At 62.0% G+C, this 24893-nt stretch carries 27 protein-coding genes; 14 read left to right on the forward strand and 13 right to left on the reverse strand.

The annotated features are described in order from the left end of the window. Positions 1–33: 33 nt before the first annotated feature. From PSH57_RS17465 to PSH57_RS17475, 3 genes are all read right to left on the reverse strand, one after another. The gene (locus tag PSH57_RS17465; RefSeq protein WP_305384438.1) at positions 34–1266 is read right to left on the reverse strand and encodes a nucleoside permease; all 1233 of its coding nucleotides are present in this window, start codon (positions 1264–1266) and stop codon (positions 34–36) included. 181 nt (positions 1267–1447) lie between these two features. Next, positions 1448–2548 carry a sugar phosphate isomerase/epimerase family protein gene (locus PSH57_RS17470; protein WP_305384440.1) on the reverse strand — a complete coding sequence of 367 codons (1101 nt, stop codon included), beginning with the start codon at positions 2546–2548 and terminating at the stop codon, positions 1448–1450. Next, on the reverse strand, positions 2545–3711 hold the full coding sequence (locus PSH57_RS17475) for a Gfo/Idh/MocA family protein (protein ID WP_305384442.1): 1167 nt from the start codon (positions 3709–3711) through the stop codon (positions 2545–2547). The genes PSH57_RS17470 and PSH57_RS17475 overlap by 4 nt, the downstream gene beginning before the upstream one ends. A gap of 178 nt (positions 3712–3889) precedes the next feature. Between PSH57_RS17475 and PSH57_RS17480 the strand changes: the two genes are divergently transcribed. From PSH57_RS17480 to PSH57_RS17495, 4 genes are all read left to right on the forward strand, one after another. After that, positions 3890–4909, forward strand: coding sequence for a LacI family DNA-binding transcriptional regulator (locus PSH57_RS17480; protein ID WP_305384443.1), 1020 nt, complete (start codon positions 3890–3892; stop codon positions 4907–4909). Between the two features lie 111 nt (positions 4910–5020). Next, positions 5021–5971 carry a TAXI family TRAP transporter solute-binding subunit gene (locus PSH57_RS17485; RefSeq protein ID WP_305384444.1) on the forward strand — a complete coding sequence of 317 codons (951 nt, stop codon included), beginning with the start codon at positions 5021–5023 and terminating at the stop codon, positions 5969–5971. Between the two features lie 80 nt (positions 5972–6051). Further along, positions 6052–8079, forward strand: coding sequence for a TRAP transporter permease (locus PSH57_RS17490; RefSeq protein WP_305384445.1), 2028 nt, complete (start codon positions 6052–6054; stop codon positions 8077–8079). After that, a complete protein-coding gene (locus tag PSH57_RS17495; protein ID WP_305384447.1) occupies positions 8076–8456 on the forward strand; it encodes a DUF1850 domain-containing protein in 381 nt (126 codons plus the stop codon). Before PSH57_RS17490 ends, PSH57_RS17495 begins: the two co-directional genes overlap by 4 nt. 117 nt (positions 8457–8573) lie before the next feature. On the opposite strand, the gene PSH57_RS17500 is transcribed toward PSH57_RS17495, so the two are convergent. Together PSH57_RS17500 and PSH57_RS17505 are read right to left on the reverse strand one after the other, a co-directional pair. After that, complete coding sequence (locus PSH57_RS17500; RefSeq protein WP_305384448.1) at positions 8574–9665, reverse strand: SMP-30/gluconolactonase/LRE family protein; 1092 nt, start codon at positions 9663–9665, stop codon at positions 8574–8576. 98 nt (positions 9666–9763) lie between these two features. Further along, complete coding sequence (locus tag PSH57_RS17505; protein WP_305384449.1) at positions 9764–10894, reverse strand: sensor histidine kinase; 1131 nt, start codon at positions 10892–10894, stop codon at positions 9764–9766. A 259-nt stretch (positions 10895–11153) separates the two neighbouring features. Here PSH57_RS17505 and PSH57_RS17510 point away from each other — a divergent pair, with 259 nt between their 5' ends. Beyond that, positions 11154–12125 carry an EamA family transporter gene (locus PSH57_RS17510; RefSeq protein WP_305415958.1) on the forward strand — a complete coding sequence of 324 codons (972 nt, stop codon included), beginning with the start codon at positions 11154–11156 and terminating at the stop codon, positions 12123–12125. A 59-nt stretch (positions 12126–12184) separates the two neighbouring features. Here PSH57_RS17510 and PSH57_RS17515 read toward each other — a convergent pair whose 3' ends face one another. The 3 genes from PSH57_RS17515 to PSH57_RS17525 are packed head-to-tail and all read right to left on the reverse strand — an operon-like array spanning position 12185 to position 14649. Then, positions 12185–12817, reverse strand: a complete 633-nt coding sequence (locus tag PSH57_RS17515; RefSeq protein WP_305384450.1) for a Vgb family protein — start codon at positions 12815–12817, stop codon at positions 12185–12187. A gap of 34 nt (positions 12818–12851) precedes the next feature. Further along, positions 12852–14078 carry a helix-turn-helix domain-containing protein gene (locus PSH57_RS17520; RefSeq protein WP_305384452.1) on the reverse strand — a complete coding sequence of 409 codons (1227 nt, stop codon included), beginning with the start codon at positions 14076–14078 and terminating at the stop codon, positions 12852–12854. A gap of 37 nt (positions 14079–14115) precedes the next feature. After that, entirely contained in the window at positions 14116–14649 is a 534-nt protein-coding gene (locus PSH57_RS17525; RefSeq protein WP_305384454.1) for a cysteine hydrolase family protein, read from the reverse strand. A 202-nt stretch (positions 14650–14851) separates the two neighbouring features. Between PSH57_RS17525 and PSH57_RS17530 the strand changes: the two genes are divergently transcribed. After that, a complete protein-coding gene (locus PSH57_RS17530; protein WP_305384455.1) occupies positions 14852–15286 on the forward strand; it encodes a GNAT family N-acetyltransferase in 435 nt (144 codons plus the stop codon). Between the two features lie 128 nt (positions 15287–15414). Here PSH57_RS17530 and PSH57_RS17535 read toward each other — a convergent pair whose 3' ends face one another. Next, complete coding sequence (locus PSH57_RS17535; RefSeq protein ID WP_305384457.1) at positions 15415–15765, reverse strand: hypothetical protein; 351 nt, start codon at positions 15763–15765, stop codon at positions 15415–15417. A gap of 142 nt (positions 15766–15907) precedes the next feature. On the opposite strand from PSH57_RS17535, the gene PSH57_RS17540 reads away from it, so the two are divergent. From PSH57_RS17540 to PSH57_RS17575, 8 genes are all read left to right on the forward strand, one after another. Further along, positions 15908–16168, forward strand: a complete 261-nt coding sequence (locus PSH57_RS17540) for a hypothetical protein (protein WP_092399159.1) — start codon at positions 15908–15910, stop codon at positions 16166–16168. A gap of 2 nt (positions 16169–16170) precedes the next feature. Beyond that, entirely contained in the window at positions 16171–16506 is a 336-nt protein-coding gene (locus tag PSH57_RS17545) for a DUF6388 family protein (protein WP_305384458.1), read from the forward strand. Positions 16507–16740: 234 nt separating this feature from the next. Further along, positions 16741–17133, forward strand: coding sequence for a sulfurtransferase complex subunit TusD (gene tusD / locus PSH57_RS17550; RefSeq protein WP_305390413.1), 393 nt, complete (start codon positions 16741–16743; stop codon positions 17131–17133). After that, complete coding sequence (tusC, locus tag PSH57_RS17555; protein WP_305384460.1) at positions 17133–17495, forward strand: sulfurtransferase complex subunit TusC; 363 nt, start codon at positions 17133–17135, stop codon at positions 17493–17495. The genes tusD and tusC overlap by 1 nt, the downstream gene beginning before the upstream one ends. Beyond that, positions 17495–17788: a sulfurtransferase complex subunit TusB gene (gene tusB / locus PSH57_RS17560; protein WP_305384463.1), complete on the forward strand. Its 294-nt coding sequence runs from the start codon at positions 17495–17497 to the stop codon at positions 17786–17788. The genes tusC and tusB overlap by 1 nt, the downstream gene beginning before the upstream one ends. Then, the gene (locus tag PSH57_RS17565) at positions 17785–18120 is read left to right on the forward strand and encodes a TusE/DsrC/DsvC family sulfur relay protein (protein ID WP_305384464.1); all 336 of its coding nucleotides are present in this window, start codon (positions 17785–17787) and stop codon (positions 18118–18120) included. The genes tusB and PSH57_RS17565 overlap by 4 nt, the downstream gene beginning before the upstream one ends. Further along, positions 18117–19118, forward strand: coding sequence for a glycosyl transferase family protein (locus PSH57_RS17570; RefSeq protein ID WP_305384465.1), 1002 nt, complete (start codon positions 18117–18119; stop codon positions 19116–19118). The genes PSH57_RS17565 and PSH57_RS17570 overlap by 4 nt, the downstream gene beginning before the upstream one ends. An 88-nt stretch (positions 19119–19206) precedes the next feature. Beyond that, positions 19207–20211, forward strand: a complete 1005-nt coding sequence (locus PSH57_RS17575) for a glutathione S-transferase family protein (protein WP_305384466.1) — start codon at positions 19207–19209, stop codon at positions 20209–20211. Between the two features lie 140 nt (positions 20212–20351). Here PSH57_RS17575 and cysG read toward each other — a convergent pair whose 3' ends face one another. From cysG to PSH57_RS17595, 4 genes are read right to left on the reverse strand one after another with little or no spacing between them, the layout of a single operon-like run. After that, on the reverse strand, positions 20352–21746 hold the full coding sequence (gene cysG, locus PSH57_RS17580; RefSeq protein WP_305384467.1) for a siroheme synthase CysG: 1395 nt from the start codon (positions 21744–21746) through the stop codon (positions 20352–20354). Beyond that, positions 21747–23027 (reverse strand): serine--tRNA ligase, encoded by a 1281-nt coding sequence (gene serS / locus PSH57_RS17585; protein WP_305384468.1) that lies wholly within the window; start codon positions 23025–23027, stop codon positions 21747–21749. Between the two features lie 15 nt (positions 23028–23042). Further along, the gene (crcB, locus tag PSH57_RS17590) at positions 23043–23417 is read right to left on the reverse strand and encodes a fluoride efflux transporter CrcB (protein WP_047227715.1); all 375 of its coding nucleotides are present in this window, start codon (positions 23415–23417) and stop codon (positions 23043–23045) included. Then, positions 23414–24739, reverse strand: a complete 1326-nt coding sequence (locus PSH57_RS17595) for a replication-associated recombination protein A (protein WP_305384470.1) — start codon at positions 24737–24739, stop codon at positions 23414–23416. Before PSH57_RS17595 ends, crcB begins: the two co-directional genes overlap by 4 nt. Positions 24740–24893 lie beyond the last annotated feature (154 nt).

Consider the following 24893-nt stretch of genomic DNA (forward strand, 5'->3'; position numbering starts at 1 on the left):
GACGTCAGCCATACATGACTGACGTCCAGCACCTCAGGCCTTTGAAGCGGCCACGACCGCCTGCCGGCCGTTGAAGGTAAACAGGAAGCAGACCAGCACCAGCAGCGCAAAACCGGCCGGGAACAACCAGATGCTTCTCCACTCATGGCCGCCGTCCACGGCATAGTGATCGGTCACCTGCCCCGCCACCCAGAAGCCGATCAGCATGCCAACGCCATAGGTCGCCAACGTAATCAGCCCCTGGGCTGAGCTGCGAAAACGCTCCGGCGCCTTGGCATCGGTGTAGATCTGCCCCGAGACAAAGAAGAAGTCATAGCAGATGCCATGCAGGGCGATACCGGTGAAGAGCATGAACGCCAGATCGCCGTTATTGCCGTAGGCAAACAGCACGTAACGCAGCGCCCACGCCAGCATGCCTACCAGCAGCGCCAGTTTGATGCCAAAGCGCTGGATGAACAGCGGCAACAGCAACATGAACAGCACTTCGGACACTTGCCCGATGGCCATTTTCGCCGTGGGGTTGGTCATGCCGGTTTCGGCCAGGAACGGGTTGGCGTTCTGGTAATAGAACGCCAAGGGGATGCAGATCAGGATCGAGGCGATGAAGAACACCAGGTAGCTGCGATCCTTCAACAGGCCCAGGGCATCCAGGCCCAGCAGTTGTTTGACGTCACCTGCGCTCGCTTGCGCCTTGAGCGGTGCGGTGGCCGGCAACGTGAAGCTGTAGAGTCCCAAGACCAACGAGGCGATGCCCGCCATCAGGAAGGTATTGCGCAAGCCGCCCGCCGAGATCGCTTCGCGCGAATCCCAGGCAAACACAAAGCTGATCACCACGCCCGCGACGATCCAGCCGATCGTGCCCCACACCCGGATGCGGGAGAACTCCAGCGCCGGGTCGCGCATCTGGCGGAACGCCACGGAATTGACCAGGGCCAGCGTCGGCATGTAGATCACCATGTAGGCCAGCACGTACGGGTAGAACACGTCGAAGTCCGGCGCCGAATACAGCTGATACAACAACACCGCGCCCAACAGGTGCAGCACCGCCAGGATGCGTTCGGCATTGAAGTAGCGGTCGGCGATCAGGCCGATCACGAAGGGCGCAATGATCGCTCCCCAGGACTGGGTGGAGAACGCCATGCCGATCTGCCCACCGCTGGCGCCCAGGGAGCTGGACAGAAAGGTCCCCAGGGTGACGAACCAGCCACCCCAGATAAAGAACTGCAAAAACATCATCACGCTCAAGCGTGCGTTCATCGTGGTCATGACAGTCACCGTTTTATTGTTGTTCTTGTGAAGAAAAATGCTCAGGAGCGCTGTTGTGGGAGCAAGGCTTGCCCGCGATGGCCGCGCCGCGGTCTAACCGTTGAACCGCGTTTTCGTTCATCGCGGGCAAGCCTTGCTCCCACAATGAGTTTCCTCGCCATAGGGTTCTGGCTTGGGCCGGCTACCTCAATAGGCCCAATAACCGTCGGTTGGAATCTTCATCGGCTGTTACACCGGCAAAATCGTCAAACGCCTTTCGGGTCTTGCTGATCATGTGCTGACGGATGAACGCCGCGCCTTCTGCGGCGCCCTGTTGCGAGTCCTTCAGGCAACACTCCCATTCCAACACCGCCCAACCGCTGAAATCGTATTGGGTCAGTTTGCTGAAGATCGATTTGAAATCGATCTGGCCATCGCCCAGCGAACGGAACCGCCCGGGACGATCGACCCAGCCCTGGTAGCCGCCGTACACACCGGAACGGGCATCGGGCCGGAACTCGGCGTCCTTGACGTGGAACATGCGAATGCGCTCGTGATAGCGGTCGATGAAGCCCAGGTAGTCCATCTGTTGCAGGAGCAAATGGCTGGGGTCGTAGAGGATCGCCGCCCGTGGGTGATGATCGACGGCCTGTAAAAAGCGTTCGAACGAGGCGCCATCGTGCAGGTCTTCACCCGGATGTATTTCGTAGCACAGGTCCACGCCGGCTGCGTCGAAGCAGTCCAGAATGGGCAGCCAGCGTCGGGCCAGTTCGGCGAATCCTTGCTCTACCAGGCCAGACGGACGTTGCGGCCACGGGTACAGGTACGGCCACAGCAGCGCACCGGAAAACGTCGCATGGGCGGTGAGGCCCAGTCGCTGGCTGGCGCGGGCGGCGAGCTTCAATTGCTCTACCGCCCATTCGGTCCGCGCCTGGGGCTGGCCGCGCAGATGGGCCGGGGCGAAATCGTCGAACAGCGCGTCGAACGCCGGGTGCACCGCCACCAACTGGCCTTGCAGGTGCGTCGACAACTCACTGATCTGGACACCGGCCTGGGCGCAAGTGGCCTTGAGTTCGTCGCAGTATTCCTGGCTCTCGGCGGCGCGGGCCAAGTCGATGTATTGCGTGCCCGACGTCGGCAGTTGTATGGCCGTGTAACCTTGCGAGGCCGCCCATTGGGCGATGTTGGCCAGGGTGTCGAAAGGCGCATCGGCGGACATGAACTGCGCGAGGAAAATACCTGGGCCACGCAGGCCGGTGGGGGTTTGGGCAGTGGGATTCACGACGGGGCTCTCCTGATTCATTGGGTGCAGGCCAGTGCGGTCCACTTCGCGTCGCCGCGATGGTTGGCGATGGCCGCTTCGATAAAGGCCATGCCCCGCAGGCCGGTTTCGATGCCAGGTACGCCGGGGGCGTCTGGCCCTGGCGCCGGGTCCCGTATGGCGCGAGCCAAATCACCGTAGAGGTTGGCCATCGCCTCCAGATAACCTTCGGGATGCCCGGCCGGCAGACGCATCCGCTGGCGGGCGGCTTCACACAGCCAGGGCTGACCCACGCCGGAACGCAAGACTTGCAGTGGTTGATCGATGGAGCGATGGATCAGGCTGGCCGGTTCTTCCTGGCGCCATTCCAATCCACCCTTATCGCCATACAGGCGGATTTTCAGCGGGTTCTCTTCACCCGCGCAGACCTGGCTGGCAATCAGCACGCCGCTGGCGCCACCGGCCATGCGCAACAGCATTGCCGCGTCGTCGTCCAGTTGCCGACCCGCAATGTGGGTGCCCAACGCCGCGCATATCTGCTCGATGGGTTGGTCGGCGACGAACTCCGCCAGGGAAAACGCGTGGGTGCCGATGTCGCCAATACAACCACCCAGCCCTGACTGTTCAGGATCGTCGCGCCAGCCGGCCTGTTTGTTGCCTTGCCCGGCGACGTCCTGGCTGAGCCAGCCCTGGGGGTATTCGACCAACACTTTGCGCACCGCACCGATCACGCCGCTGCGTACCATCTCCCGGGCCTGCCAGACCATCGGATAACCCAGATAGGTGTGGGCCAGGCCGTAGAGCCGGTCGCTACCTTCAAGCACTTGCTTGAGGGCCAACAATTCACGCAGATTCAAAGCGGCGGGCTTTTCGCTGAACACATGAAAACCCGCCTTCAGCGCCTGGCTGGCGATGGGGGCGTGCAGATGATTGGGGGTGACGATCACCAGCAGCTCCATGCGCAGGTGGGCCGGCAGCGCCGCTTCGCTGTCGAGCATGCCTTGCCAATCGCTGTAGCAACGGGACGCGGCCAGCCCCAGGGCCGCGCCGGTCTGCTGATTGTTGTGCGCATCACGGCTGAACGCACCGCACACCAGTTCAAAACCACCGTCCAGGCCCGCGGCCTGACGGTGGGCCTGGCCGATGAAAGCGCCTTCTCCACCGCCGACAAAGCCCATTCTTATTTTGGCTGCTACAGGATTCATCACGACTCTCTTATGCTGGGACTGATGACGATGTAACCGGTTACATCATGGCGGAAATCTAGGCTCAGTTTTGCAGCGTGTCAAACCCGTTGGGCCATGCATGAGCATTTGTGCGAGGCGCAACCTGCGGTAAGCTCCCCAACCGTGCCGGCATTCCTGGCGCCGAATCGAGGTGATTTTGTCCAATATCCGTGAAGTGGCCCGGCTGGCCGGTGTGTCGGTGGCCACGGTATCCCGAACGCTGAAATCTCCCGAACGGGTGCTACCCCAGACTCGCGACAAGGTTAACGCGGCGGTGGAACAGGCCGGTTATCGGCCCAACCTGATGGCCGTGCAGTTTCGCTCCCGACGAACCGGCAACCTGGTGATTCTGGTCCCGACCATCGCCAATACCTTTTTCGCCCGGGTCATCAGCGGCGCCCAGCAGGCTGCGCAGGCGGCCGGTTATCGATTGCTGTTGTGCGACACCCAGGGTCGGGAAGAAATCGAGCGCGAATTTGCCGCCCTCGTCTACGCGCACCAGGCCGACGGGGTGATCCAGTTGCGGGCGAGCAACCCTTTCGAGTCGCTTCCTCCTGGCGCCGAATCCTTGCCGCTGGTCAACGCTTGCGAAGTAGTCAAAGGCGCCCCCTACCCGACCATCAGCCTCGACAACCGGGCCGCCGCCCAGGCCATGACCGAACACTTGATCGGCCTCGGCCACCGGCGCATCGGCATCATCAAAGGGCCCCGAAGCAGTCCTCTGACCCTGGATCGCGTGGCCGGTTACCAGGATGCCTTGCGCCAGGCCGGTATCGCCGCCGACCCAAGCCTGATCTGCCACGGCGACTTCACGTTGAAGGCCGGTTATGACGGGGCCGGCGCGATGCTGGCCTTGGCCGAGCGCCCCAGCGCGCTGTTTTGTGAAAACGACGAGATGGCCATTGGCGCGCTCAAGCGCATCAAGCAAATGGGCTTGCGGGTGCCCGAGGACATTTCGCTGGTGGGTTTTGATGACATCCCTTTCGCCGGGTATTGCGATCCGCCACTGACCACCCTTTCGCAACCCGCCGAAACGTTCGGCCAGAGGTCCGTGCAAATGCTGATCGCCCTGATCGAGAAAACGCCGATTGCCGAACGACATGTCGTGCTGCCGTTCGAGTTGACCGTGCGCGGCAGCACCGCCGCGCCAGGCCCGGCGTTTAGCGAGGATGCTTAAAAAAACGACGCCCATCACCTTTTGATGCGCTATTGACTCGCCACCTGCGGGCCCGTTTCGACTACAGTGGCACTACTCTGCATAAAGCCATAACAAGACGGAGATTTTCCCATGCGAGTCAACAAGCGCTTCACCCTTCTGGCCGCGGCAGCAGCCCTGGTGGTCACGACCACGGTCCAGGCCGCCCCGGTGTACATCAATATCCTGACAGGGGGCACCAGTGGGGTTTATTACCCGATCGGGGTCGGGCTGTCGCAGATCTATAGCGTTGGCATCAAGGACTCCAAGACCTCGGTGCAAGCCACCAAGGCCTCGGTGGAAAACCTCAACCTGCTGCAGGCCGGGCGCGGAGAGTTGGCCCTGGCCCTGGGCGACTCGGTGGCGGACGCCAAGAACGGTGTCGAAGATGCCGGTTTCAAGGCACCCCTGACCAAACTGCGGGCCATCGCCGGCGCCTACCCCAACTACATCCAGATCGTTGCCAGCCAGGAGTCGGGCATCAAGACCCTGGCCGACCTCAAGGGTAAATCCATCTCCGTGGGGGCAGCCAAATCCGGTACCGAGCTCAATGCGCGGGCCATCCTCAAGGCAGCGGGGTTGAGCTACAAGGACATGAAGGTTCAGTACCTGCCGTTCGCCGAGTCGGTGGACCTGATCAAGAACCGTCAACTGGATGCTACGCTCCAGTCCTCGGGGCTTGGGATGGCGGCCATTCGTGACCTGGCCTCGACCATGGCGCTCAACTACGTGTCGATCCCGGCAGACGTGGTGGCGAAAATCGGCAACCCGGCCTACCAGAGCGCAAATATCCCGGCCAATACCTACGACGGCCAGGCCGAAGCCGTGCCGACCGTGGCCATCACCAACATCCTGGTCACCCATTCGGATGTCTCCGATGAGGTGGCCTATCAGATGACCAAGCTGTTGTTCGATAACCTCACCCGCCTGGGCAACGCCCACTCGGCGGCCAAGGATATCAAGCTGGAAAATGCCGCGAAGAACCTGCCCATCCCTCTGCATCCCGGTGCCGAGCGCTACTACAAGGAAGTCGGCGCGCTGTAGACCGACCCGGTGCAGCGGCGATGATCGCCGTTGCACCCTCCTGGTTCGCACCTTCGATGTAGACAAGAGGCTTTCAGTTAATGAGTGAAATTCAGCACGGTCTTCCCTCCGACCCACGAGACTGGCCCAAGACGCTGTTCTACGTGGCCCTGCTGTTTTCTGTATTCCAGATCATCACCGCCGCCTTCGCCCCCATCTCCAGCCAGGTGCTGCGTGCCGTGCACGTGGGTTTCCTGTTGTGGGTGGTGTTCCTCAGTTATCCCGCCTATGGCGCAAGCCGACCCTGGCAACCCCTGGCATGGGTGTTGTCCCTGGCAGGCGTGGCCACGGCGGTGTATCAGTGGGTGTTTGAAGCCGACCTGATCCAGCGTTCCGGCGACCTGACGTCCACGGACCTCATCATCGGCATCGTTTTGATCGTGCTGGTGTTCGAAGCGGCCCGGCGGGTGATGGGGATTGCCCTGCCGCTGATTTGCGGGCTGTTCCTGGCGTATGGGCTGTTCGGTGAATACCTGCCAGGCGAGCTGGCCCATCGCGGCTACGGCTTCGATCAGATCGTCAATCAATTGTCCTTCGGCACCGAAGGCCTGTACGGCACGCCCACCTACGTATCGGCCACCTACATTTTCCTGTTCATTCTGTTCGGTTCCTTTCTTGAAAAGGCCGGAATGATCAAGCTGTTCACCGATTTCGCCATGGGCCTGTTCGGCCACAAGCTCGGCGGCCCGGCCAAAGTGGCGGTTGCCTCCTCCGCCTTGATGGGCACCATTACCGGCTCGGGCATCGCCAACGTGGTGACCACCGGGCAATTCACCATCCCGCTGATGAAACGCTTCGGCTACAAGGCCGCGTTTGCCGGCGGCGTCGAAGCCACTTCGAGCATGGGCAGTCAATTGATGCCGCCGATCATGGGCGCCGTGGCGTTCATCATGGCCGAGACCATCAACGTGCCATTCGTTGAGATCGCCAAGGCGGCGTTGATTCCCGCGTGCCTGTACTTCGGCTCGGTGTTCTGGATGGTTCACCTGGAGGCCAAGCGCTCCAACCTCAAGGGCTTGCCCAAGGACCAATGCCCTAGCGCGATGGGCGCCGTCAAAGAGAACTGGTACCTGCTGATCCCGCTCGCCGTGCTGATCTACCTGCTGTTCTCCGGTCGCACGCCGCTCTTTTCCGGCATGGTCGGACTGGCACTCACCGCCATTGTGATCCTCGGTTCGGCGATCATTTTGCGGGTGTCGAGTTTTGCAATGCGCTGCGCTTTCTGGATCGCGCTGGGCATCTTGTGCGTGGGCTTTTTCCAGTTAGGCATCGGCGTCATATTTGCGGTGATCGCGGTGTTGGTGGCGATCTGCTGGTTCATTAAGGGCGCACGGGAAACCCTGACGGTTTGCCTGCACGCACTGGTGGACGGCGCGCGGCATGCGGTGCCGGTGGGGATTGCCTGCGCCCTGGTGGGGATCATCATCGGCGTGGTGTCGTTGACCGGTGTGGCGTCGACCTTCGCCGGCTACATCCTGGCCATCGGCAAGGAAAACCTGCTGCTGTCGCTGATCCTGACCATGCTCACCTGCCTGGTACTGGGCATGGGCATCCCGACCATTCCCAACTACATCATCACCAGTTCGATCGCCGCGCCCGCCCTGCTGGAGCTGGGCGTGCCGCTGATCGTTTCGCACATGTTCGTGTTCTATTTCGGCATCCTCGCCGACCTGACGCCACCGGTAGCACTGGCCTGCTTCGCCGCCGCACCGATCGCCAGGGAAAAGGGGCTGAAAATCAGTTTCTGGGCGGTGCGCATCGCCCTTGCCGGTTTTGTCATTCCATTCATGGCGGTCTATAACCCGGCGCTGATGCTCCAGGGCGACAGCCTATGGATGACCGCTTACATGCTGATCAAGACGATACTGGCGGTCGGGCTCTGGGGCATGGCGTCCACCGGCTTCCTGCAACAGAAAATGCCGATCTGGGAACGCCTGATGTGTTTTGCCGCCGGGGCTTTGCTGGTCGTGGCGCTGCCGCTGACCGATGAGATCGGCTTCGTGTTCGCCGGGCTGTTGATCTTGCAACATGTGTGGCGCTCACGACGCGCCGGACGGGCCTTGGCGTGATCGGTTTGTGCCTGGGCCTGGCCGGTGCGGTCTGGGCCCGGCTTCCTGTCACTGATTTCACCCTGGCGTGGAATCACACCATCGAGAAAATCCGCTGGGAGGAAGATTACCGCGTGACCCAACCAGGGCTGGTCCTGGGCGAAGCCAGGGTCAAGGGCAACGGCGCCGGCATGGAAATTCCGGACGGTGCCCAGCTGAAAAATGGCAGTTGGCACTACCAGCGCCAATTGCCACCCCTGCAACCGCTGAAACTGGGGCGTACACCCGAGGCGGGGGATTACCAGTTGTGCTTCGACGGGGCTTGCCAGCCGATGAGCCATTGGCTCGGGCCGCCCAAGGCCAGTCAGCCAACGGTGGAGTTGTGGAGTTGCGGATAACGATGTCCCCTGGTCCCAACAGCACTCTGTGGCGAGGGGATTTATTGTGGGAGCAAGGCTTGCCCCCACAACCGATCCCCTCGCCACAATGACACTCAGGGTCTGAAGGTCAGTTACTCAGGCAAACGTTGCCCCACGGGTATTCACGAACAGTGCATACAACGAGTGGCTGCCGGCCATGAACAGCCGATTACCCTCTCGTCCGCCAAAGCAGACGTTAGGGCAGCGCTCCGGCAGGGAGATGTGTCCGATAGCCTTGCCTTCGGGGTTGAACACCCGCACACCGTCGAGCTTTTCCAGGTCGGCCTTGGGATCGCCATTACCGCCCCAACCACACCAGAGGTTGCCACTCTCGTCGCACTTGAGCCCATCGATGGCCGCGTAATCCAGGCCTTCGATGTGCTTGCGCCGCTCGCCCAGGGTGCCATCGTCCTTGACCGTGATCGCCCACACCAGGCGGTTCGGCTTGGCCCGGCCTTCGACCACGTAGAGGATCTTCTCGTCCGGGGAAAAGCACAGACCATTGGGCCCGGCCATGTCGTCGATCACCCGGGTGACCTTGCCGCTTTCACCGTCGATGCGATACACCGCGTGGGGCTGGGCAGGTGCGACTTTGTGCCCTTCGTAGTTGTTGCCGGTCTGGAACGGTGGATCGGTGAACCAGACAGAACCGTCGCGCTTGCACACGATGTCATTGGGCGAGTTGAAAGGCTTGCCCTCGAAACTGTCCGCCAGCACGGTGATGGTACCGTTGTGCTCGGTGCGGGTGACGCGCCGGCCTTCAGTCGACGTGGTGGAGCCTTCGCATACCAGCAATCGCCCTTGGCGGTCGCGACACAGGCCGTTGGAAAAGTTGGAGTTCTCGCGGTAAACCGACAGGCTGTCGGTGACTTCATCCCAGCGCATGATGCGGTTGTTGGGAATGTCACTGACCAGCAAATAACGACCGTCGCCCACCCACACCGGCCCTTCCGCCCAGCGCAGGCCGGTGGCGAGCTTTTCAACACTGGCGTTGAACAGCCGCAGGTCCATGAAGCTGGGGTCGAGGATCTTGATCAGCGGGTCTGGGTAGCGCTGGCTCAAGGGCTCTGCCTGAGTCAGCCCAGGCAGGTTGCCCAGGGTTGCGGCGGCGGCCGAAACCACCAAAGATTTTTTCAGGAATACCCGGCGGCCCTGATGGGCGGCCGTTGCAGGTTGCGAAGCATCCATCGTGCGTCTCCGTTAATTATTATTTGGACGGCGACGACAGTTTTACTCCGTGATAGGACATCGTACAAGTATGCTCCCTACCCTGCGCAAGAAAAAATTCAGTCGGCGTGGAGCGGGATCCGTACGGTGAAAGTGGTGCCCGATCTTGCCTTCGAATGCACCTCGATAGTGCCCTTATGGGCGGATACGATGGCTGACGCGATGTGCAGGCCCAGCCCGAGCCCGGCCGCAGAGCCATACTGCATGTCGCCGCTGCGCAATTGCCGGACCATGGGATTGAAGATGCTGGCAATGGCGTCTTTCTCGATAGGCTTGCCCTGGTTGTTGATCGCGATGACTGCCGTATCCTCTTCGGTGCTCAATGAAACGGTAATCGGCGCACCCTCGCTGCCATGCTGGACGGCATTACCGATCAGGTTGGCGAACACCTGCTCCATGCGCGCCTGGTCAAACTGGCCCTCCAGGGCACCAGTCGTTTCAAAGATGATTTTGCTTTCCGGATGATAGGCCCGCGCCTCCTCCACCATGCCCTCGCAGGCCGCCACCAGGTCACCGTTGAAGCGCTGCACCGGAATGCCCGCCCCCAATTGGGTACGGGTGAAGTCCAACAGATCGCCAACAATCTTGTTGGCCCGTTTGACACTGGTGTAGATGCGCGAAGAGATCTTGGTGGCTTTGGCGGGCAGGTCGCCTGCCCGCAGCAGCACTTCGGAACTCAGCAGGATCGCGCCCAGGGGGCTTCGCAGGTCATGTCCCAGAATCCCGAGAAAGATATTGCGGCCCGCATCGACGGCGCCTGAATAACTGACCACGGACTCCGCCAGGGCCTGGTCTACGGCTTCGTTGAAACGGATCACGTCGGACACCACTTGCTCGTGGTCCAGTTGGGTCTGCGGCATCCAGAGCATCAGCACACTGGTGCGCAGCGCCCGGTATTCCGAAACCATCTGCTCTACCGTAAACCCCGAGGACTGGCGAATGACCGCATGGGTTTCGGCTGCGGTTTCAGCCTCTGCCGCCGGCGCATCGCCCTGGGACTTGGCGATCTGTTCCTTGACCGTCTGCGAAGTACGCAGGTCAGCGGCGATGGTGCGCAGCATCTGCTCGGCGTGATCGCGCAAAGCCACCGAATCCATGCCATGGGACGCGGGCGTGATGGTTTTGGCGAAGTCTTCCCACGCCTGAAGAATAGGCTCGATATTGTCGAGAATGAAATCAGCCAGGCGCATGGGTTGCTCCGCAGAAGGGGTAGATCAAGGGCGGCGTGAAAACAACCCAACGATCAGGTTGTTTTACAGCAAACCGGCGAACAATGTGCGTGGACCGCCAAAGGATCGCGGTGAACCGGTAAAAAGCTTTCCAGAGGCGAAGCTTGTGTCTTGCATGCCTATGGGGTAAAAATCCAAGCCTAGTTGTACGACAACCTATAACTACAATAGCCGTTCCGAAGCGTCTTGCTTTGGCGGCCTGCCTTTGAGACGCCCTGCCATGACCCGCTCCACGGCTACACCTGACACCCCCACTCCGTTACCTCGGCACCTCGCCGTGCTGGTTCTGCTGTGCATGGGATGCGCCTTCGCCGGCAACCATGTCGCCGCCAGGGCGGCATTTGATGACGGTGCCGGGGTCTTGCTGGCGATCCTGCTACGCTCGGGCGGCACCCTGCTGGTGCTGGCCGCAATGGTGCTCTGGCAACGCCAGAACCTGCGCCTGCCACCAGGGGTCTGGCGCTGGCAATTAGTCCTGGGGCTGTTGATTGCCGCCCAGAGTCTGTGCCTGTATTCCGCGGTGGCGCGGGTCCCGGTCGCCCTGGCGCTGTTGGTGGGCAATGTCTTTCCGATCCTGCTGGCGTTGCTGACCTGGGCACTCGGCGGGCCACGCCCGACCGCACGCACTGCCGCGTTGATGGGCATGATTCTGGTGGGTCTGGTGTTCGTGCTGGAAGTCCCGGCCCGGCTGTCGTCGCAAGAGAGCGTCGGCCCGCAATGGTTGCTGGGTGTGGGTCTGGCCTTCGGTGCTGCCTGTGTTTTCGCCTGTGCGCTATGGATCACCGACCACAAATTGTCCCGGGTGCGCGGTTCGGTCCGCAGCCTGCTGACCATTTTCATCGTGTTCAGCAGCGTCAACCTCGCCGGCCTGACCGGCGCCCTTCCCGGTGGCTTCGACCTGCCGGCCAGCAGCACCGGCTGGTTTGCCCTGGCGACCCTGGTGGTGCTTTATGGCACCGGGTTTATCGTGCTGTTCATTTCAGTGCCTCGCCTGGACATGCCGCGCAACGCCCCGGTGATGAACATCGAACCGCTGGCGACCCTGCTGATCGGCTGGCTGGTGCTTGACCAGATGCTCAACCCGGGCCAAGTGGTGGGTGGCGCGATTGTGGTCACCGGCATTGTGTTGCTGACTTATCGCAAGGTCGAACGCATCAAGTCGCCGGTTGCCGACGCCGCTGGACGCAACTGAACTGACACACCAGCATCCATCCCCGCTGTGTGGGAGCAAAAGCTGCTCCCACACACTCTTCAGGCAGGCCGACGAACCGCCCTCACCTTCGCACTGCCGCCACCGCCGCAAAAGAACCGGTCGGCGCCGTCTGACTCAAGCCCCGACACGCCAATCCCCGGCGGCATGGTCACGCTTTCCAGCACTTGCGCGGTTTGAGGGTCGATGCGGCGCAGGTCGCTTTCATCGTTTTCCCAAGTGCCGTGCCAGAGTTCGCCGTCGACCCAGGTCACGCCCGTGACGAAGCGGTTGGATTCGAGGGTGCGCAGGATCTGGCCACTGGAGGGATCGATCTGGAGGATTTTGCGCGCCTTGTACTGGCCGACCCAGAGTGATCCTTCGGCCCAGGCCAGTCCTGAATCATCACCGCTATTGGGCGCCGCAATGCTCGCCAGTACCTGGCCAGTGCGCGGGTCGATCTTGCGAATGGTGTCGCCCGCGATCTGGAACAGGTGCTCACCGTCAAAAGCCGTTCCGGCGTCTGCCGGGACGTCCAGCGAACGCAACGTCTGGCCGCTGGCGGGATCGAGTGCGTGCAGCTTGTCGCCTGAAGCAAACCAGACGAGCTCGCCGTCGTGACTGACACCGTGAACGCAATCGACGTCGGGAAAAGGGCCGTATTCACGCAGGATCTGGGCATCTGAACGTTTCATCTCGCGAGCCTCATCGTTGGGGTGTGACTGCATCCTAACCACCGGGCAACAGCGCGGTGAGTAACAATACCGTCGTGAATCCGGGCATCGGTGGCGCCAGCCAGCGACAGGCCCGCCCACGCCCGACCGACTGCACCTTGCCCGACGCGGCCAGCGTGTCGAGGGCCCGTTGCACGGTGCGTTGGCTGGTATCCAAGGCCAGCGCCAGGGCGGAACTGGACCAGGATTGGCCATCGGCCAGCAACGCCAGCACCGCGGCGTGGGGCTCTTCTACAGGACGCGCGAGCACCGCCACTTCGCCGACCTTGCGCGGCACCAGAGCAAATCCACGCTGGGTCGCCGTCACCTCGGCCAGTGGGCGAAGCGCCACGCGCAACCGCCCGACTTCGACCCGCAGTCGGGCACGATGGGAGTCATCCGTCAGTTTCAAGCCAAAGGCCTGGGCAATGAGCATTTCCCTGGACACATCGGCAGGCCAGGCCTGAGCCAACTGCCTGGCGAGGGCGAACAACACCGGCCGCCTGGCAAGGGAGATCCACAGGCTCGCCCTGTTCACGCCATTGCGACAGGCATCCACCACCAACGCGTCGCTGGACAGGAGTGCTTCAACCTCTTCAAGGGCCAGCAATCGTTCCTCGCCCTTTGCAATCAGACGTGCCGCCGGAGCCTGCAGGACGCGCCAGGCGCTGGCGACTTCGGCAGTCAGCGCGCCGATACCCGCTTGTCGCGCCGCATGGCTGGCACGTTCAAGCGCGGCTCGTGCGGTTTTCGTGCGTAACCGCCGCATGGCAATGCCTGCCACCACCAGTTCGCAAGCAGCTCTGGACGGCGGAGGAAGACAGCCAGGGTCAAGGTCGACCAGCCTCGACTCCGCTTCGTCCAGGTGGCCTAGCAACAGCAAGCGACGGATTTCGATTGAGCGTGCGTGGGCCACGTTCGCCCGGTCACCATGGAATTCAAGCACCGCCCGCGCAGCCTCCAGACGCTTCACCGGCCAGGCCAGATCACGGGACGCCAGGGCGATTTCCCCTTCGGCCACCACGCACCGCGCCTGTGCCACGGCCTCCCGTGGCCCGAAGACCCGAGCCGCCCGCCGCATCAGCGCCCTGGCCCGATCCAGATCGCCCAACTGCGCCATGGCAATACCGCGAAGCGCCAAGGCCGGCGCATCGTCACGCAGGGAAACGCGATTGAGCGCGGCCACCGGATCCCCCGCCGCCAGTGCCCGTGCTGCTACGCTGATCAGCGGATCCGATGCCATCGCCCGGTTTCCCTCGCCAGAGGTTGGGGTTTCACGGTCAGAGACGGATTTCCCCCGCCGGCAGCACATCGATCCGTGATACCGCGCTGCTCAGGCGGCCCAGCCGGTTGTTGTGGTTGGCAATGATCTGCTCGGCCGCCATGCTGCCGTTGTCCACGGTGGAATGGGCGTCGGCGGCCAGGACCAGGTCGTACCCCAAGGCATGGGCCTGGCGTACGGTGGCGTTAACGCAATAGTCGGTTTGCAACCCGCAGATCACCACGCGATCAATCATCCGGGCTTGCAGCAGCGACAACAGGTCGGTCTGGTAGAAAGCGTCCGGTGTAGTCTTGCGTACTCGCAGGTCATCCGGTGCGGTCAACAGGCCGTCAGCCAGTTGCCAGGCGCTGGAACCATACGTCAGCGAACCCTCCAGCTCTTCGTGCTGGATCAGGATCACCGGCAAGCCGACAGCCCTGGCCCTGGCGCTGAGGTCGTTGATTGTCCGGAGCATGCGTGGGCTGTCGAAGCACTCTTCTTCGCCGCTGCACAGCCCGTGCTGGACATCGATGATCAGCAATGCGGTGTTCATGACGTTCCTCTTCAACACGTGTTGGATCCCGACAACAGATTAACAACCTACCGATCATTCCACGTCGCGGATCGCTTCAAAAACACTAGGCAGTATGGCCCGGTTTGCGTAATGCGCCTGTTCGCCGTCGCTTGGGTGACGCAAAAGCCAGGTTTGGGATAGGCTCGTGCGGCTCATCCCTCACCGCACAAGGACATTGCCGATGACGCTACGAATCGAACGTACGGACACCCCCACCGCACAGGACCGCGAGGCCATCCTCGTCCCGCTGCGCGCCTACAACACGGCCAAGACCGGCGGTACGGTGCCTGAGCTGGTCGCCTGGCTGGTGCGTGACGAACACAGCGACGAAATCGTGGGTGGGCTCTACGGTCGAGTGTTCTTTCGCTGGTTTTATATCGAGTTGCTGGTGGTGCCGGAACAGGCCCGTGGCCAGGGTACGGGGTCGACGTTGATGCAGATGGCCGAAGACTTTGCCCGAGAGAAAAACTGCGTGGGCATGTGGCTGGACACCTTCGACTTCCAGGCGCCCGCGTTCTACAGGCAACTCGGCTTCACGGAAATCGGCCAGATCGACGATTACCCGCCGGGCCACCAGCACTTCTTCTTCCAGAAGCGCCTGAGCCAGATCGATTGAAATGCGGACCCTGTGGGAGCGGGCTTGCTCGCGAAAGCGGTTATGTATTCAGCATTGTTGTTGACTGACCCACCGCTTTCGCGAGCAAGCCCGCTCCCACACTTGATACTGGATTCAGTCGCAGCTACTTACAGACAAGTCGCCAACGCCGCCAACCGACGCTTGGCAACAAAGTCGTCATGCCGGGCATAGTAGTTCAGCGCCGTGCCGGAAGCGCTGGTTTCCAGATCCACAAACGCTTCGGCAGAGCGGGTGTACACGGTCATGCCCCCCGTCTTGCCTGGTTGCAGATAGGCACCGGCATCGACGCCAAACACAGCTTCGTCCTGCCAGGAAAACTGCACACACTCGGCCACCACCTGCTGCGGTTTATCCGAAGTCAATGTCTTATAGGGCGCCTGAGTACGGGCCTGGTTCATCGCCGAACCCGCGCAGCCAACCAGCAACGTTGCGGCCACGGCCACCATCAGCATTCGCATTGCGTTCACTCATAGAGAAAAAAACCGACTGTAGCACTGCGGCCTGGGCCTTCATGCTGCTTTACTGAAATTTATACGCGACACTGGGCGATGATTCGCGCAACCTGTCGCGCCATTGCCACTTGCCCGCGCGGAACAGCCCATGACACCCAATGCCGAGTTCTACAAACCCACCACCGAATACGCTGACAAACTGATCAGCCAGATCGGCCAGACCCCGGCCTGGATCGCCAAGCGAATCGGCGTCACTGACAAGCGGATTCGCTACATCCTCGACGGTGAACGCACCGTCAAGGGCGAAACCACACCGATACAGATGACCTATACCGAACAGTTTGCCCTCGAATGCCTGGCCGCCGCGGCCAAGGCCAGCAAGAAACAACCCCCGGCGCCCAAGGAGTGACCATGGCGGCAACCGAACAGCAACATGAACGAGCGCTGGAAAAATTTCTCGATGAACGTCCCGAGCTGCGCGTCGAACTGGACAACCTCAACCCGCTGCTGGCCCAGGCCAAGGGCCAGACCGCCGCGCAGTATCGCGCCGAGCGCTTGCATGAAGCGTTCGAAGCCGAGGCTGAGCGCCAGGGCCTGTTCGCTTGGGAACTGACCCTGCAACTGACCGCTGCTTCCCCCCAGGACTACGAAAGCCAGCGCATGGAAGTACACAAGGAAGTGGCGCAGATGGCGGGGATGGAGTGGGTGGAGTATTGCGAGTTGAATGGTCTCAAAAACCAAGACTGAGCACGTCCCTGTGGCGAGGGGATTTATCCCCGCTGGGCTGCGCAGCAGCCCTAAAATCACCCACTCGGTGTGTCAGGTAGATTGAGTCTGCTGCTTTGGGGCTGCTTCGCAGCCCAGCGGGGATAAATCCCCTCGCCACAATGAGCCTGATCCAGATCCTGTATTGAAGCCTCACAATCGCCCCTGCGCCCATAAAGCTTTATCATGGCCGCAGTTTTGCTGATCGGGTCTGTCATGAAGTTCGCCATCGCGTTGTTTTCCGCCGCCCATGCGCCCTCCTCGCGCCGCGCCCTGTTGTTTGCCCAGGCTGCGCTGGCCGGTGGGCATGAAATCGTGCGGCTGTTCTTCTATCAGGATGGCGTCTATAACGCTGCCGACAACCTCGTAACGCCCCAGGATGAACAGGATCTGCCCAAACAGTGGCGCGCCTTTGTCAGCGACAACCAGCTCGACGGCGTGGTTTGCATCGCAGCGGCGTTGCGCCGTGGCGTGCTGAACGATGAAGAGGCCCAGCGCTACCAGCGTTCGGCAGTCAGCGTCGGGGCACCCTGGGCCTTGTCCGGCCTGGGCCAGTTGCATGATGCGATCCAGGACGCCGACCGCTTGATCTGTTTTGGAGGCGCGTAATGGCCAAATCCTTGTTACTCATCAGCCGCCAGGCTCCCTGGTCGGGCCCCGGGGCTCGGGAAGCCCTGGACGTCGTGCTGGCCGGCGGCGCGTTCGACCTGCCCATCGGCCTGCTGTTTCTCGACGACGGCGTCTTGCAGCTCGCCAGCGGCCAGAATGCCAAGGCAGTCCAGCAAAAAGACCTGAGCGCGAACTTGCAAGCATTGCCCATGTTTGGCGTCGAGGACCTGTACGTCTGCGCCGACAGTGCCGCCGAACGTGGCGTCGCAAGCGCTGCCCTGGCGCTGGACGAGCTGAAAATACTGAGCGCGCCGCAAATCGCCGCGCTCATTGATCGTTATGACCAGGTGATCACCCTCTGATGTCGACTTTGCATGTGTTGTCTCATTCCCCCTTTGGCGATAGCCGCTTCGCCAGTTGCCTGCGGGTGCTGGGCGAGCAGGACGCGCTGCTGCTGTGCGGCGACGCGACATACGCCTTGCGAGCCGCCACGGTGCCGTTTGAAGCACTGCAGCTCAGAGGCCTGAAGCTCTTCGTGCTTGGCGAAGACGCGCAAGCCCGGGCTCTGGACATTCCGCAATGGGCCGAGGCCATCGACTACCCGGCGTTCGTCGCACTGTCGATCCACCATGACAAGGTCAACACCTGGTTATGAACGTGCTGAACGTCGGCCAACGCGCCATTGCGCTGGACAAGGACGGCTACCTGGCCGATCTCGACGACTGGTCGGCCGAAGTCGCCACGGCCCTGGCGGCCGCCGAAGACATCCAGTTGAGCCCTGAACACTGGGAAGTCCTCGAACTGCTGCGCGGCTTCTACAACGAATTCCAGCTCTCCCCCGCGACCCGCCCGCTGATCAAGTACACGGCACTGAAACTGGGCGCCGACAAGGGCAACAGCCTGCACCTGAACCGATTGTTCAAAGGCACTCCCGCCAAACTCGCCGCCAAACTGGCGGGCCTGCCCAAACCGACGAACTGTTTATGACCGACTTCCCACCGCTGACCCTTGAGACCCCGGCCGAACATCCGTTCGCTCAATTCGTGCGCATCCTCGGCAAAGGCAAGCGCGGCGCCCGCGACCTGACCCGCGAAGAAGCGCGGCAAGCCATGGGTATGGTGCTGGACGAGCAGGTCGAGGAGACCCAGCTCGGCGCCTTCCTGATGCTATTACGTCACAAGGAAGAAAGCGCCGAAGAAATGGCCGGTTTCACCCAAGCCTTGCGTGAGCGCTTGCAAACCCCGGCGTTGGCGGTGGATCTGGACTGGCCGACCTACGCCGGCAAGAAGCGTCATTTACCATGGTACCTGCTGGCGGCCAAATGCCTCGGGCAGAACGGGGTGCGGATTTTCATGCACGGCGGCGGCGCGCATACGGCGGGCCGGCTCTACACCGAGCAACTGCTTGGCTTGCTAAACATTCCCTTGTGCCGCGACTGGCAGCAGGTCGGCGCAGCGCTGGACGACGGCGGCCTGGCCTTCATGCCACTGGTGGACTGGGCGCCGCAGATGCAACGGATGATCGACCTGCGCAACACTCTGGGCTTGCGCTCGCCGATCCATTCCCTGGCGCGGATCCTCAACCCCCTGGGCGCCCGTTGCGGGCTGCAAAGCATCTTTCATCCGGGCTACCAGGCGGTACACCGCGATGCCAGCGGTTTGCTGGGGGACACCAGCATCGTGGTCAAGGGCGACGGTGGCGAGATCGAGATCAACCCGGACGCCGACAGCCACCTGTACGGCACCCGCGGCGGTGTGAGCTGGGATGAAGAATGGCCGCGACTGGCCGAACAGCGCCACGTCAAACCGCAAAGCCTCGACCCTGAGCACCTCAAAGCCATCTGGCGGGGCGATGTCGAGGACAGTTACCCGCAACTGGCGCTGATTGCCACCATAGCCCTGGCCTTGCGCGGCCTGGGTCTGGCTCGGGAACAAGCTTTAGAGCAAGCCCGCCAATACTGGGCCGCCCGGGATCGATCGATTTAACCGATTATCAGCGCCCAACCTTTGCGCTTTTTGTTCGAACCGATGGGAATAGACTCCTCTCCAACGTTTATTGGCAGAGGAGATCGAGATGGGTTTGTTAGTCGAAGGTCGCTGGCAAGACCAGTGGTACGAAAGCAAGGACGGCACCTTCCAGCGCGAACAGGCGCAACGCCGCCACTGGATCACCGTCGACGGCAGCGCCGGCCCCACGGGCGACAGTGGGTTTGCCGCCGAGCCCGGGCGCTATCATTTGTATGTGTCCCTGGCCTGCCCCTGGGCCCACCGGACGCTGATCTATCGCAAACTCAAAGGCCTGCAAGACCTGATCGGTGTCTCGGTGGTCAGCTACCTGATGCTGGAAAACGGCTGGACCTTCGATAAGAGCCATGGATCCACCGGCGACAAACTCGATCACCTGGATTTCCTGCACCAGCGCTACACCGCCGATACGCCGGACTACACCGGTCGCGTCACCGTGCCAGTGCTGTGGGACAAACGGCAACAACGCATCGTCAACAACGAATCAGCGGAAATCATCCGCATGTTCAACAGCGCCTTCGACGGCTTGACCGGAAACGGCCTGGACTTCTACCCCGAGCACCTGCGCAACGATATTGATGCGTTGAACGAACGCATTTACCCGGCAGTGAACAATGGCGTGTACCGCGCCGGGTTCGCCACCACGCAGGCGGCCTACGAAGAAGCGTTCGATGGTTTATTCGCTGAACTGGACCGTTTGGAGGCATTGCTGCAAACCCGACGCTACCTGACCGGTGAATACCTGACTGAAGCTGATATCCGCTTGTTCACCACGATCATCCGTTTTGACGCGGTGTATTTCGGCCATTTCAAATGCAACCTGCGGCGCATTGCGGATTATCCGAACCTGTTGAACTGGCTGCGGGAGTTGTACCAGTGGCCGGGGATTGCCGAGACGGTGGACTTCACTCATATCCAGCGCCATTACTACGCCAGCCACAAGACCATCAACCCCAACGGGATCGTGCCCAAGGGGCCGGAGCAGGATTTCAGGGTTGCCCATGATCGGGAAAGGTTGAGTGGCAAAGGGGTTTGGATTGGGGCCCGGGATTGATTCGGGATCTTTGTTGCAGTTGAGGCCCTCTTCGCGAGCAAGCCCGCTCCCACATTGGATCGGCGTAGGCCTCAATTCTTAGGCTGAACGCGATCACATGTGGGAGCGGGCTTGCTCGCGAAGGGCGCGACGCGGTCTGTCTAGACCTGCCCCTGAGCCCCTTCAAACCACGCCAGTTTCTCACGCAGTTGCACCACTTCCCCAACAATCACCAGGGTTGGCGCATGAACCTCATGCTCGGCCACCAGCTTCGGCAAATCCGCCAGGGTGCCGGTAAAGACTCGCTGGTTGGACGTCGTGCCTTGCTGGATCAACGCCGCCGGCGTATCCGCTGCGCGACCGTGCTTGATCAATTCCTCGCAGATGATCGGCAGTCCCACCAACCCCATGTAGAACACCAGGGTCTGGGCCGGGGACACCAGGTCCGCCCAAGGCAAATCACTGGTCCCGTCCTTGAGGTGACCGGTGATGAAACGCACCGACTGGGCATAATCGCGATGGGTCAGCGGGATCCCGGCGTAGGCCGCACAGCCGCTGGCCGCAGTGATGCCTGGAACCACCTGGAACGGGATGCCATGGGCCGCCAGCTCTTCGATTTCTTCACCGCCACGTCCGAAAATGAACGGATCACCACCCTTCAACCGCACCACCCGCTTGCCTTGCCGGGCCAGGTCGACCAATTGCTGGTTGATCTGGTCCTGGGGCACCGCATGCTCTGAGCGACGCTTGCCGACGTAGATCCGCTCGGCGTCACGCCGGCACAGCTCCAGGATCGCCGGAGCCACCAGACGGTCGTAAAGCACCACGTCCGCCTGCTGCATCAGCCGCAAGGCGCGGAAGGTGAGCAGGTCCGGATCACCGGGGCCGGCGCCCACCAGATAGACTTCACCCGGTGCATTCGGCGCCTGACCTGCAATCTTTTCACGCAACAGGCGCTCGGCCTCGGCGCCCTGCCCGGCCAACTGCCGGTCAGCGATAGGCCCTTGGAACACCTCTTCCCAAAACGCCCGGCGTTGCTGCACATCCGGGAACAGCCCTTTGACCTGGCTGCGAAAACGCGCCGCCAGCCCGGCCAGTTGCCCGTAGGTCGAAGGAATCCAGGTTTCCAGCTTGGCCCGGATCAACCGCGCCAACACCGGCGCATCGCCGCCGCTGGACACCGCAATCACCAACGGCGAGCGGTCGACAATCGCCGGGAAGATCACGCTGCACAGGGCCGGCGCGTCCACCACATTGACCGGTACGCAGCGCTTATGGGCGTCAGCCGACACCTGGGCGTTGAGCGGTTCGTCGTCGGTGGCGGCAATGATCAGGCCGCAGCCGTCCAGATCCGCTTCAAGGTAACCGCGCAGGACGCATTCGCCGCCGCTGCCACTGACCAGTTCCCGCAGTTGCGGTTCGATGTGCGGTGCGACCACCCGCAGCAGCGCGCCGGCATCAACCAGCAGGCGAGACTTGCGCAAGGCAATTTCCCCGCCGCCGACCACCAGCACGCGACTGCCGCGCAGGTTGTGGAACAGTGGCAAATAGTCCATTTAGCCGATGACCTCGATGCCGCCCATGTAGGGCTTCAACACCTCGGGCACACGGATCGAACCGTCGGCCTGCTGGTAGTTTTCCAGTACCGCCACCAGGGTGCGGCCCACGGCCAGGCCGGAGCCATTGAGGGTATGGACCAGCTCCGGCTTGCCGGTTTCCGGGTTGCGGAAACGCGCCTGCATGCGGCGGGCCTGGAAGTCGCCACAGTTGGAGCACGAGGAAATTTCGCGGTACTTATCCTGGCTCGGGACCCAGACTTCCAGGTCGTAAGTCTTCACCGCACTGAAGCCCATGTCGCCGGTGCACAGCGCCAGAGTGCGATACGGCAGCTCCAGCAGTTGCAAGACCTTCTCGGCATTGGCGGTCAGGCTTTCCAGCGCTTGCATGGACACCGAGGGCTCGACGATCTGCACCATCTCGACCTTGTCGAACTGATGCTGGCGGATCATGCCACGGGTGTCGCGGCCCGACGCCCCGGCTTCACTGCGGAAGCACGGCGTGTGGGCGACGAACTTGATGGGCAGTTGCTTGGCGTCAACGATCTCGCCAGCCACGATGTTGGTCAGCGACACTTCGGCGGTGGGAATCAGGTACAGGTCGGCCTCGCCTTCGCGGCTGATCTTGAACAGGTCTTCCTCGAACTTCGGCAACTGGCCAGTGCCTTGCAAGGCTGGCGCCTGAACCAGATAAGGTGTGTAAGCTTCTTCGTAGCCGTGCTCGGTGACGTGCAGGTTGATCATGAACTGCGCCAGGGCGCGATGCAGTCGGGCTATCGGCCCGCGCAACAAAGCAAAGCGAGCGCCCGACAGCTTGGCGGCGGTTTCGAAATCGAGCCAGCCGAACTTCTCGCCCAGGGCGACGTGATCCTGCACCGGGAAATCGAAGGTTTTGGGCGTGCCCCAACGGCGCACTTCGACGTTGCCCTCTTCGTCTTCACCGACCGGCACCGATTCATGCGGCAGGTTGGGGATACCCAGCAGGATCGAATCCAGTTCGGTCTGGATCGCGTCCAGCTCGACCTTGCCGGCACTCAACTCACCCGCCATGCGCTCGACATCGGCCATCAGCGGCGCGATGTCTTCGCCGCGTTGCTTGGCCTGACCGATGGATTTGGAGCGCGCGTTACGTTCAGCCTGCAGGGCTTCGGTGCGGGTCTGGACGGTCTTGCGCTGTTCTTCCAGCGCTTCGATGCGCGCGACATCCAGGGCATAGCCACGGGAAGCCAGGCGGTCCGCTACGTCCTGAAGGTTGCTACGTAACAGTTTGGAATCGAGCATGTCGGTCTCTCGTTATCAAAGTTTGGTCAGGGACAGGCCGGCCCAGGTGGCGAGCAGCCCGCCGAATACGCTGATGGCCGCGTAGCCCAGGGCCAGCGGCACCTGCCCGCTTTCCAGCAGGCGCACCGTATCCAGTGAAAAGGATGAAAAAGTCGTCAGGCCGCCAAGAAAGCCGACCAACAGCCCCGCGCGCACCTCGATGGGCACCTCGGGGCGAATCAAAAACAGACCGTATAAAACGCCGATCAGCAGACAGCCCACGATATTAACGGCCAGCGTGGCGGTATAGAAGTGCCGTGGCCAATTTGCGTTGACCCAATTGCCAGTCGCAAAGCGCAACAAGGTACCGGCAACGCCACCCGCGGACACTGCAAGGATCAAGGGGATCAAGGTTTTCTCCGCTGCCTTGGACTCAGACGGTCCAGTTGTGCCAGATGATTGAGTTTCTCGCCGATCTTCAGTTCGAGGCCCCGAGGCACTGGTTGGTAGAAGCGCTGGGGTTCGAGTTCATCGGGGAAATAATCTTCACCGGCAGCATAAGCGTCCGGTTCGTCGTGAGCGTAACGGTATTCATCGCCGTAGCCCAATTGCTTCATCAGCTTGGTCGGCGCGTTACGCAGGTGCAGCGGCACTTCCAGGGAACCATGCTCGGTGGCGCTGCGCATCGCGGCCTTGAAGCCCATGTACACCGCATTGCTCTTTGGCGCGCAGGCCAGGTAGGTGATGGCCTGGGCCACGGCGAGTTCGCCTTCCGGGCTGCCGAGGCGTTCCTGCACATCCCAGGCCGCCAGGCACAGGCTCAGGGCGCGGGGGTCGGCGTTGCCGATGTCTTCGCTGGCCATGCGCACCACTCGGCGCGCCAGGTACAACGGGTCGCAACCACCGTCGATCATTCTGGCGAACCAGTACAACGCCGCATCAGGGTTGGAGCCGCGGATGGATTTGTGCAGCGCCGAAATCTGGTCATAGAACGCCTCACCGCCCTTGTCGAAGCGGCGCCGGGTATCGCCCAGCAGGCTTTGCAGCAGTTCGACGCCGATCTCGCTGTTGTCTTCGGCCAGGTCCGAGGCGTTTTCCAGCAGGTTGAGCAAGCGCCGGCCATCGCCATCGGCGGCTGAAAACAGGATCTGGAAGCCTTCATCGCTGAGGCTCAACTGGCGTTTGCCCAGGCCGCGTTCCTCGGTCAGCGCCCGGTGCACCAGCTTGCGCATCGCCGCTTCGTCGAGGCTCTTGAGCACATAGACCCGCGCCCGGGACAGCAAGGCGTTGTTGAGTTCGAACGAAGGGTTTTCGGTGGTCGCGCCGATGAAAATCAGCGTGCCGTCTTCGACGTAGGGCAGGAACGCGTCCTGCTGCGACTTGTTGAAACGGTGCACTTCATCGACAAACAGGATGGTGCGCTTGCCGTAATGCCCGGCCTGCTGCTTGGCCACTTCCACCGCCTGGCGGATTTCCTTGACCCCGGCCAGCACCGCCGAAACCGTTTCGAAATGGGCATCCGAGACTTCGGCCAGCAGCCGCGCCAGGGTGGTCTTGCCTACACCCGGCGGGCCCCAGAAGATCATCGAATGCAGCGCGCCCTGCTCCAGCGCTTCGCGCAGGGGCTTGCCGCGAGCGAGCACGTGCTCCTGGCCGACGTACTCATCCAGGTTGGTCGCGCGCAGGCGGGCGGCCAATGGCTGGGCAATCGGGGCGCTTCGAAACAGGTCCATCACAACTTATGCAACCTCCGCTGGGTCCTGGTGCCGATCCTCTCCGCCGGAGCAGATCTGTGGGAGCATCTGTGGGAGCCGACCTGAGGAGCAAGGCCTGTGGGAGCAAGGCTTATCGCCTCGGTCTACCAGACGCACCGAGGTGTCTGTATCG

Source organism: Pseudomonas hefeiensis (assembly GCF_030687835.1).
Classification (GTDB): domain Bacteria; phylum Pseudomonadota; class Gammaproteobacteria; order Pseudomonadales; family Pseudomonadaceae; genus Aquipseudomonas; species Aquipseudomonas hefeiensis.

Excerpts from the sequence above, each read along its gene's own strand:
- PSH57_RS17465 (WP_305384438.1), bottom strand. The coding sequence starts at position 1,266 with ATGACCACGATGAACGCACGCTTGAGCGTGATGATGTTTTTGCAGTTC.
- PSH57_RS17470 (WP_305384440.1), bottom strand. The coding sequence starts at position 2,548 with ATGAATCAGGAGAGCCCCGTCGTGAATCCCACTGCCCAAACCCCCACC.
- PSH57_RS17475 (WP_305384442.1), bottom strand. The coding sequence starts at position 3,711 with ATGAATCCTGTAGCAGCCAAAATAAGAATGGGCTTTGTCGGCGGTGGA.
- PSH57_RS17485 (WP_305384444.1), top strand. The coding sequence starts at position 5,021 with ATGCGAGTCAACAAGCGCTTCACCCTTCTGGCCGCGGCAGCAGCCCTG.
- PSH57_RS17490 (WP_305384445.1), top strand. The coding sequence starts at position 6,052 with ATGAGTGAAATTCAGCACGGTCTTCCCTCCGACCCACGAGACTGGCCC.
- PSH57_RS17500 (WP_305384448.1), bottom strand. The coding sequence starts at position 9,665 with ATGGATGCTTCGCAACCTGCAACGGCCGCCCATCAGGGCCGCCGGGTA.
- PSH57_RS17505 (WP_305384449.1), bottom strand. The coding sequence starts at position 10,894 with ATGCGCCTGGCTGATTTCATTCTCGACAATATCGAGCCTATTCTTCAG.
- PSH57_RS17510 (WP_305415958.1), top strand. The coding sequence starts at position 11,154 with ATGACCCGCTCCACGGCTACACCTGACACCCCCACTCCGTTACCTCGG.
- PSH57_RS17515 (WP_305384450.1), bottom strand. The coding sequence starts at position 12,817 with ATGAAACGTTCAGATGCCCAGATCCTGCGTGAATACGGCCCTTTTCCC.
- PSH57_RS17520 (WP_305384452.1), bottom strand. The coding sequence starts at position 14,078 with ATGGCATCGGATCCGCTGATCAGCGTAGCAGCACGGGCACTGGCGGCG.
- PSH57_RS17525 (WP_305384454.1), bottom strand. The coding sequence starts at position 14,649 with ATGAACACCGCATTGCTGATCATCGATGTCCAGCACGGGCTGTGCAGC.
- PSH57_RS17530 (WP_305384455.1), top strand. The coding sequence starts at position 14,852 with ATGACGCTACGAATCGAACGTACGGACACCCCCACCGCACAGGACCGC.
- PSH57_RS17535 (WP_305384457.1), bottom strand. The coding sequence starts at position 15,765 with ATGCGAATGCTGATGGTGGCCGTGGCCGCAACGTTGCTGGTTGGCTGC.
- PSH57_RS17540 (WP_092399159.1), top strand. The coding sequence starts at position 15,908 with ATGACACCCAATGCCGAGTTCTACAAACCCACCACCGAATACGCTGAC.
- PSH57_RS17545 (WP_305384458.1), top strand. The coding sequence starts at position 16,171 with ATGGCGGCAACCGAACAGCAACATGAACGAGCGCTGGAAAAATTTCTC.
- tusD (WP_305390413.1), top strand. The coding sequence starts at position 16,741 with ATGAAGTTCGCCATCGCGTTGTTTTCCGCCGCCCATGCGCCCTCCTCG.
- tusC (WP_305384460.1), top strand. The coding sequence starts at position 17,133 with ATGGCCAAATCCTTGTTACTCATCAGCCGCCAGGCTCCCTGGTCGGGC.
- tusB (WP_305384463.1), top strand. The coding sequence starts at position 17,495 with ATGTCGACTTTGCATGTGTTGTCTCATTCCCCCTTTGGCGATAGCCGC.
- PSH57_RS17565 (WP_305384464.1), top strand. The coding sequence starts at position 17,785 with ATGAACGTGCTGAACGTCGGCCAACGCGCCATTGCGCTGGACAAGGAC.
- PSH57_RS17570 (WP_305384465.1), top strand. The coding sequence starts at position 18,117 with ATGACCGACTTCCCACCGCTGACCCTTGAGACCCCGGCCGAACATCCG.
- PSH57_RS17575 (WP_305384466.1), top strand. The coding sequence starts at position 19,207 with ATGGGTTTGTTAGTCGAAGGTCGCTGGCAAGACCAGTGGTACGAAAGC.
- cysG (WP_305384467.1), bottom strand. The coding sequence starts at position 21,746 with ATGGACTATTTGCCACTGTTCCACAACCTGCGCGGCAGTCGCGTGCTG.
- serS (WP_305384468.1), bottom strand. The coding sequence starts at position 23,027 with ATGCTCGATTCCAAACTGTTACGTAGCAACCTTCAGGACGTAGCGGAC.
- PSH57_RS17595 (WP_305384470.1), bottom strand. The coding sequence starts at position 24,739 with ATGGACCTGTTTCGAAGCGCCCCGATTGCCCAGCCATTGGCCGCCCGC.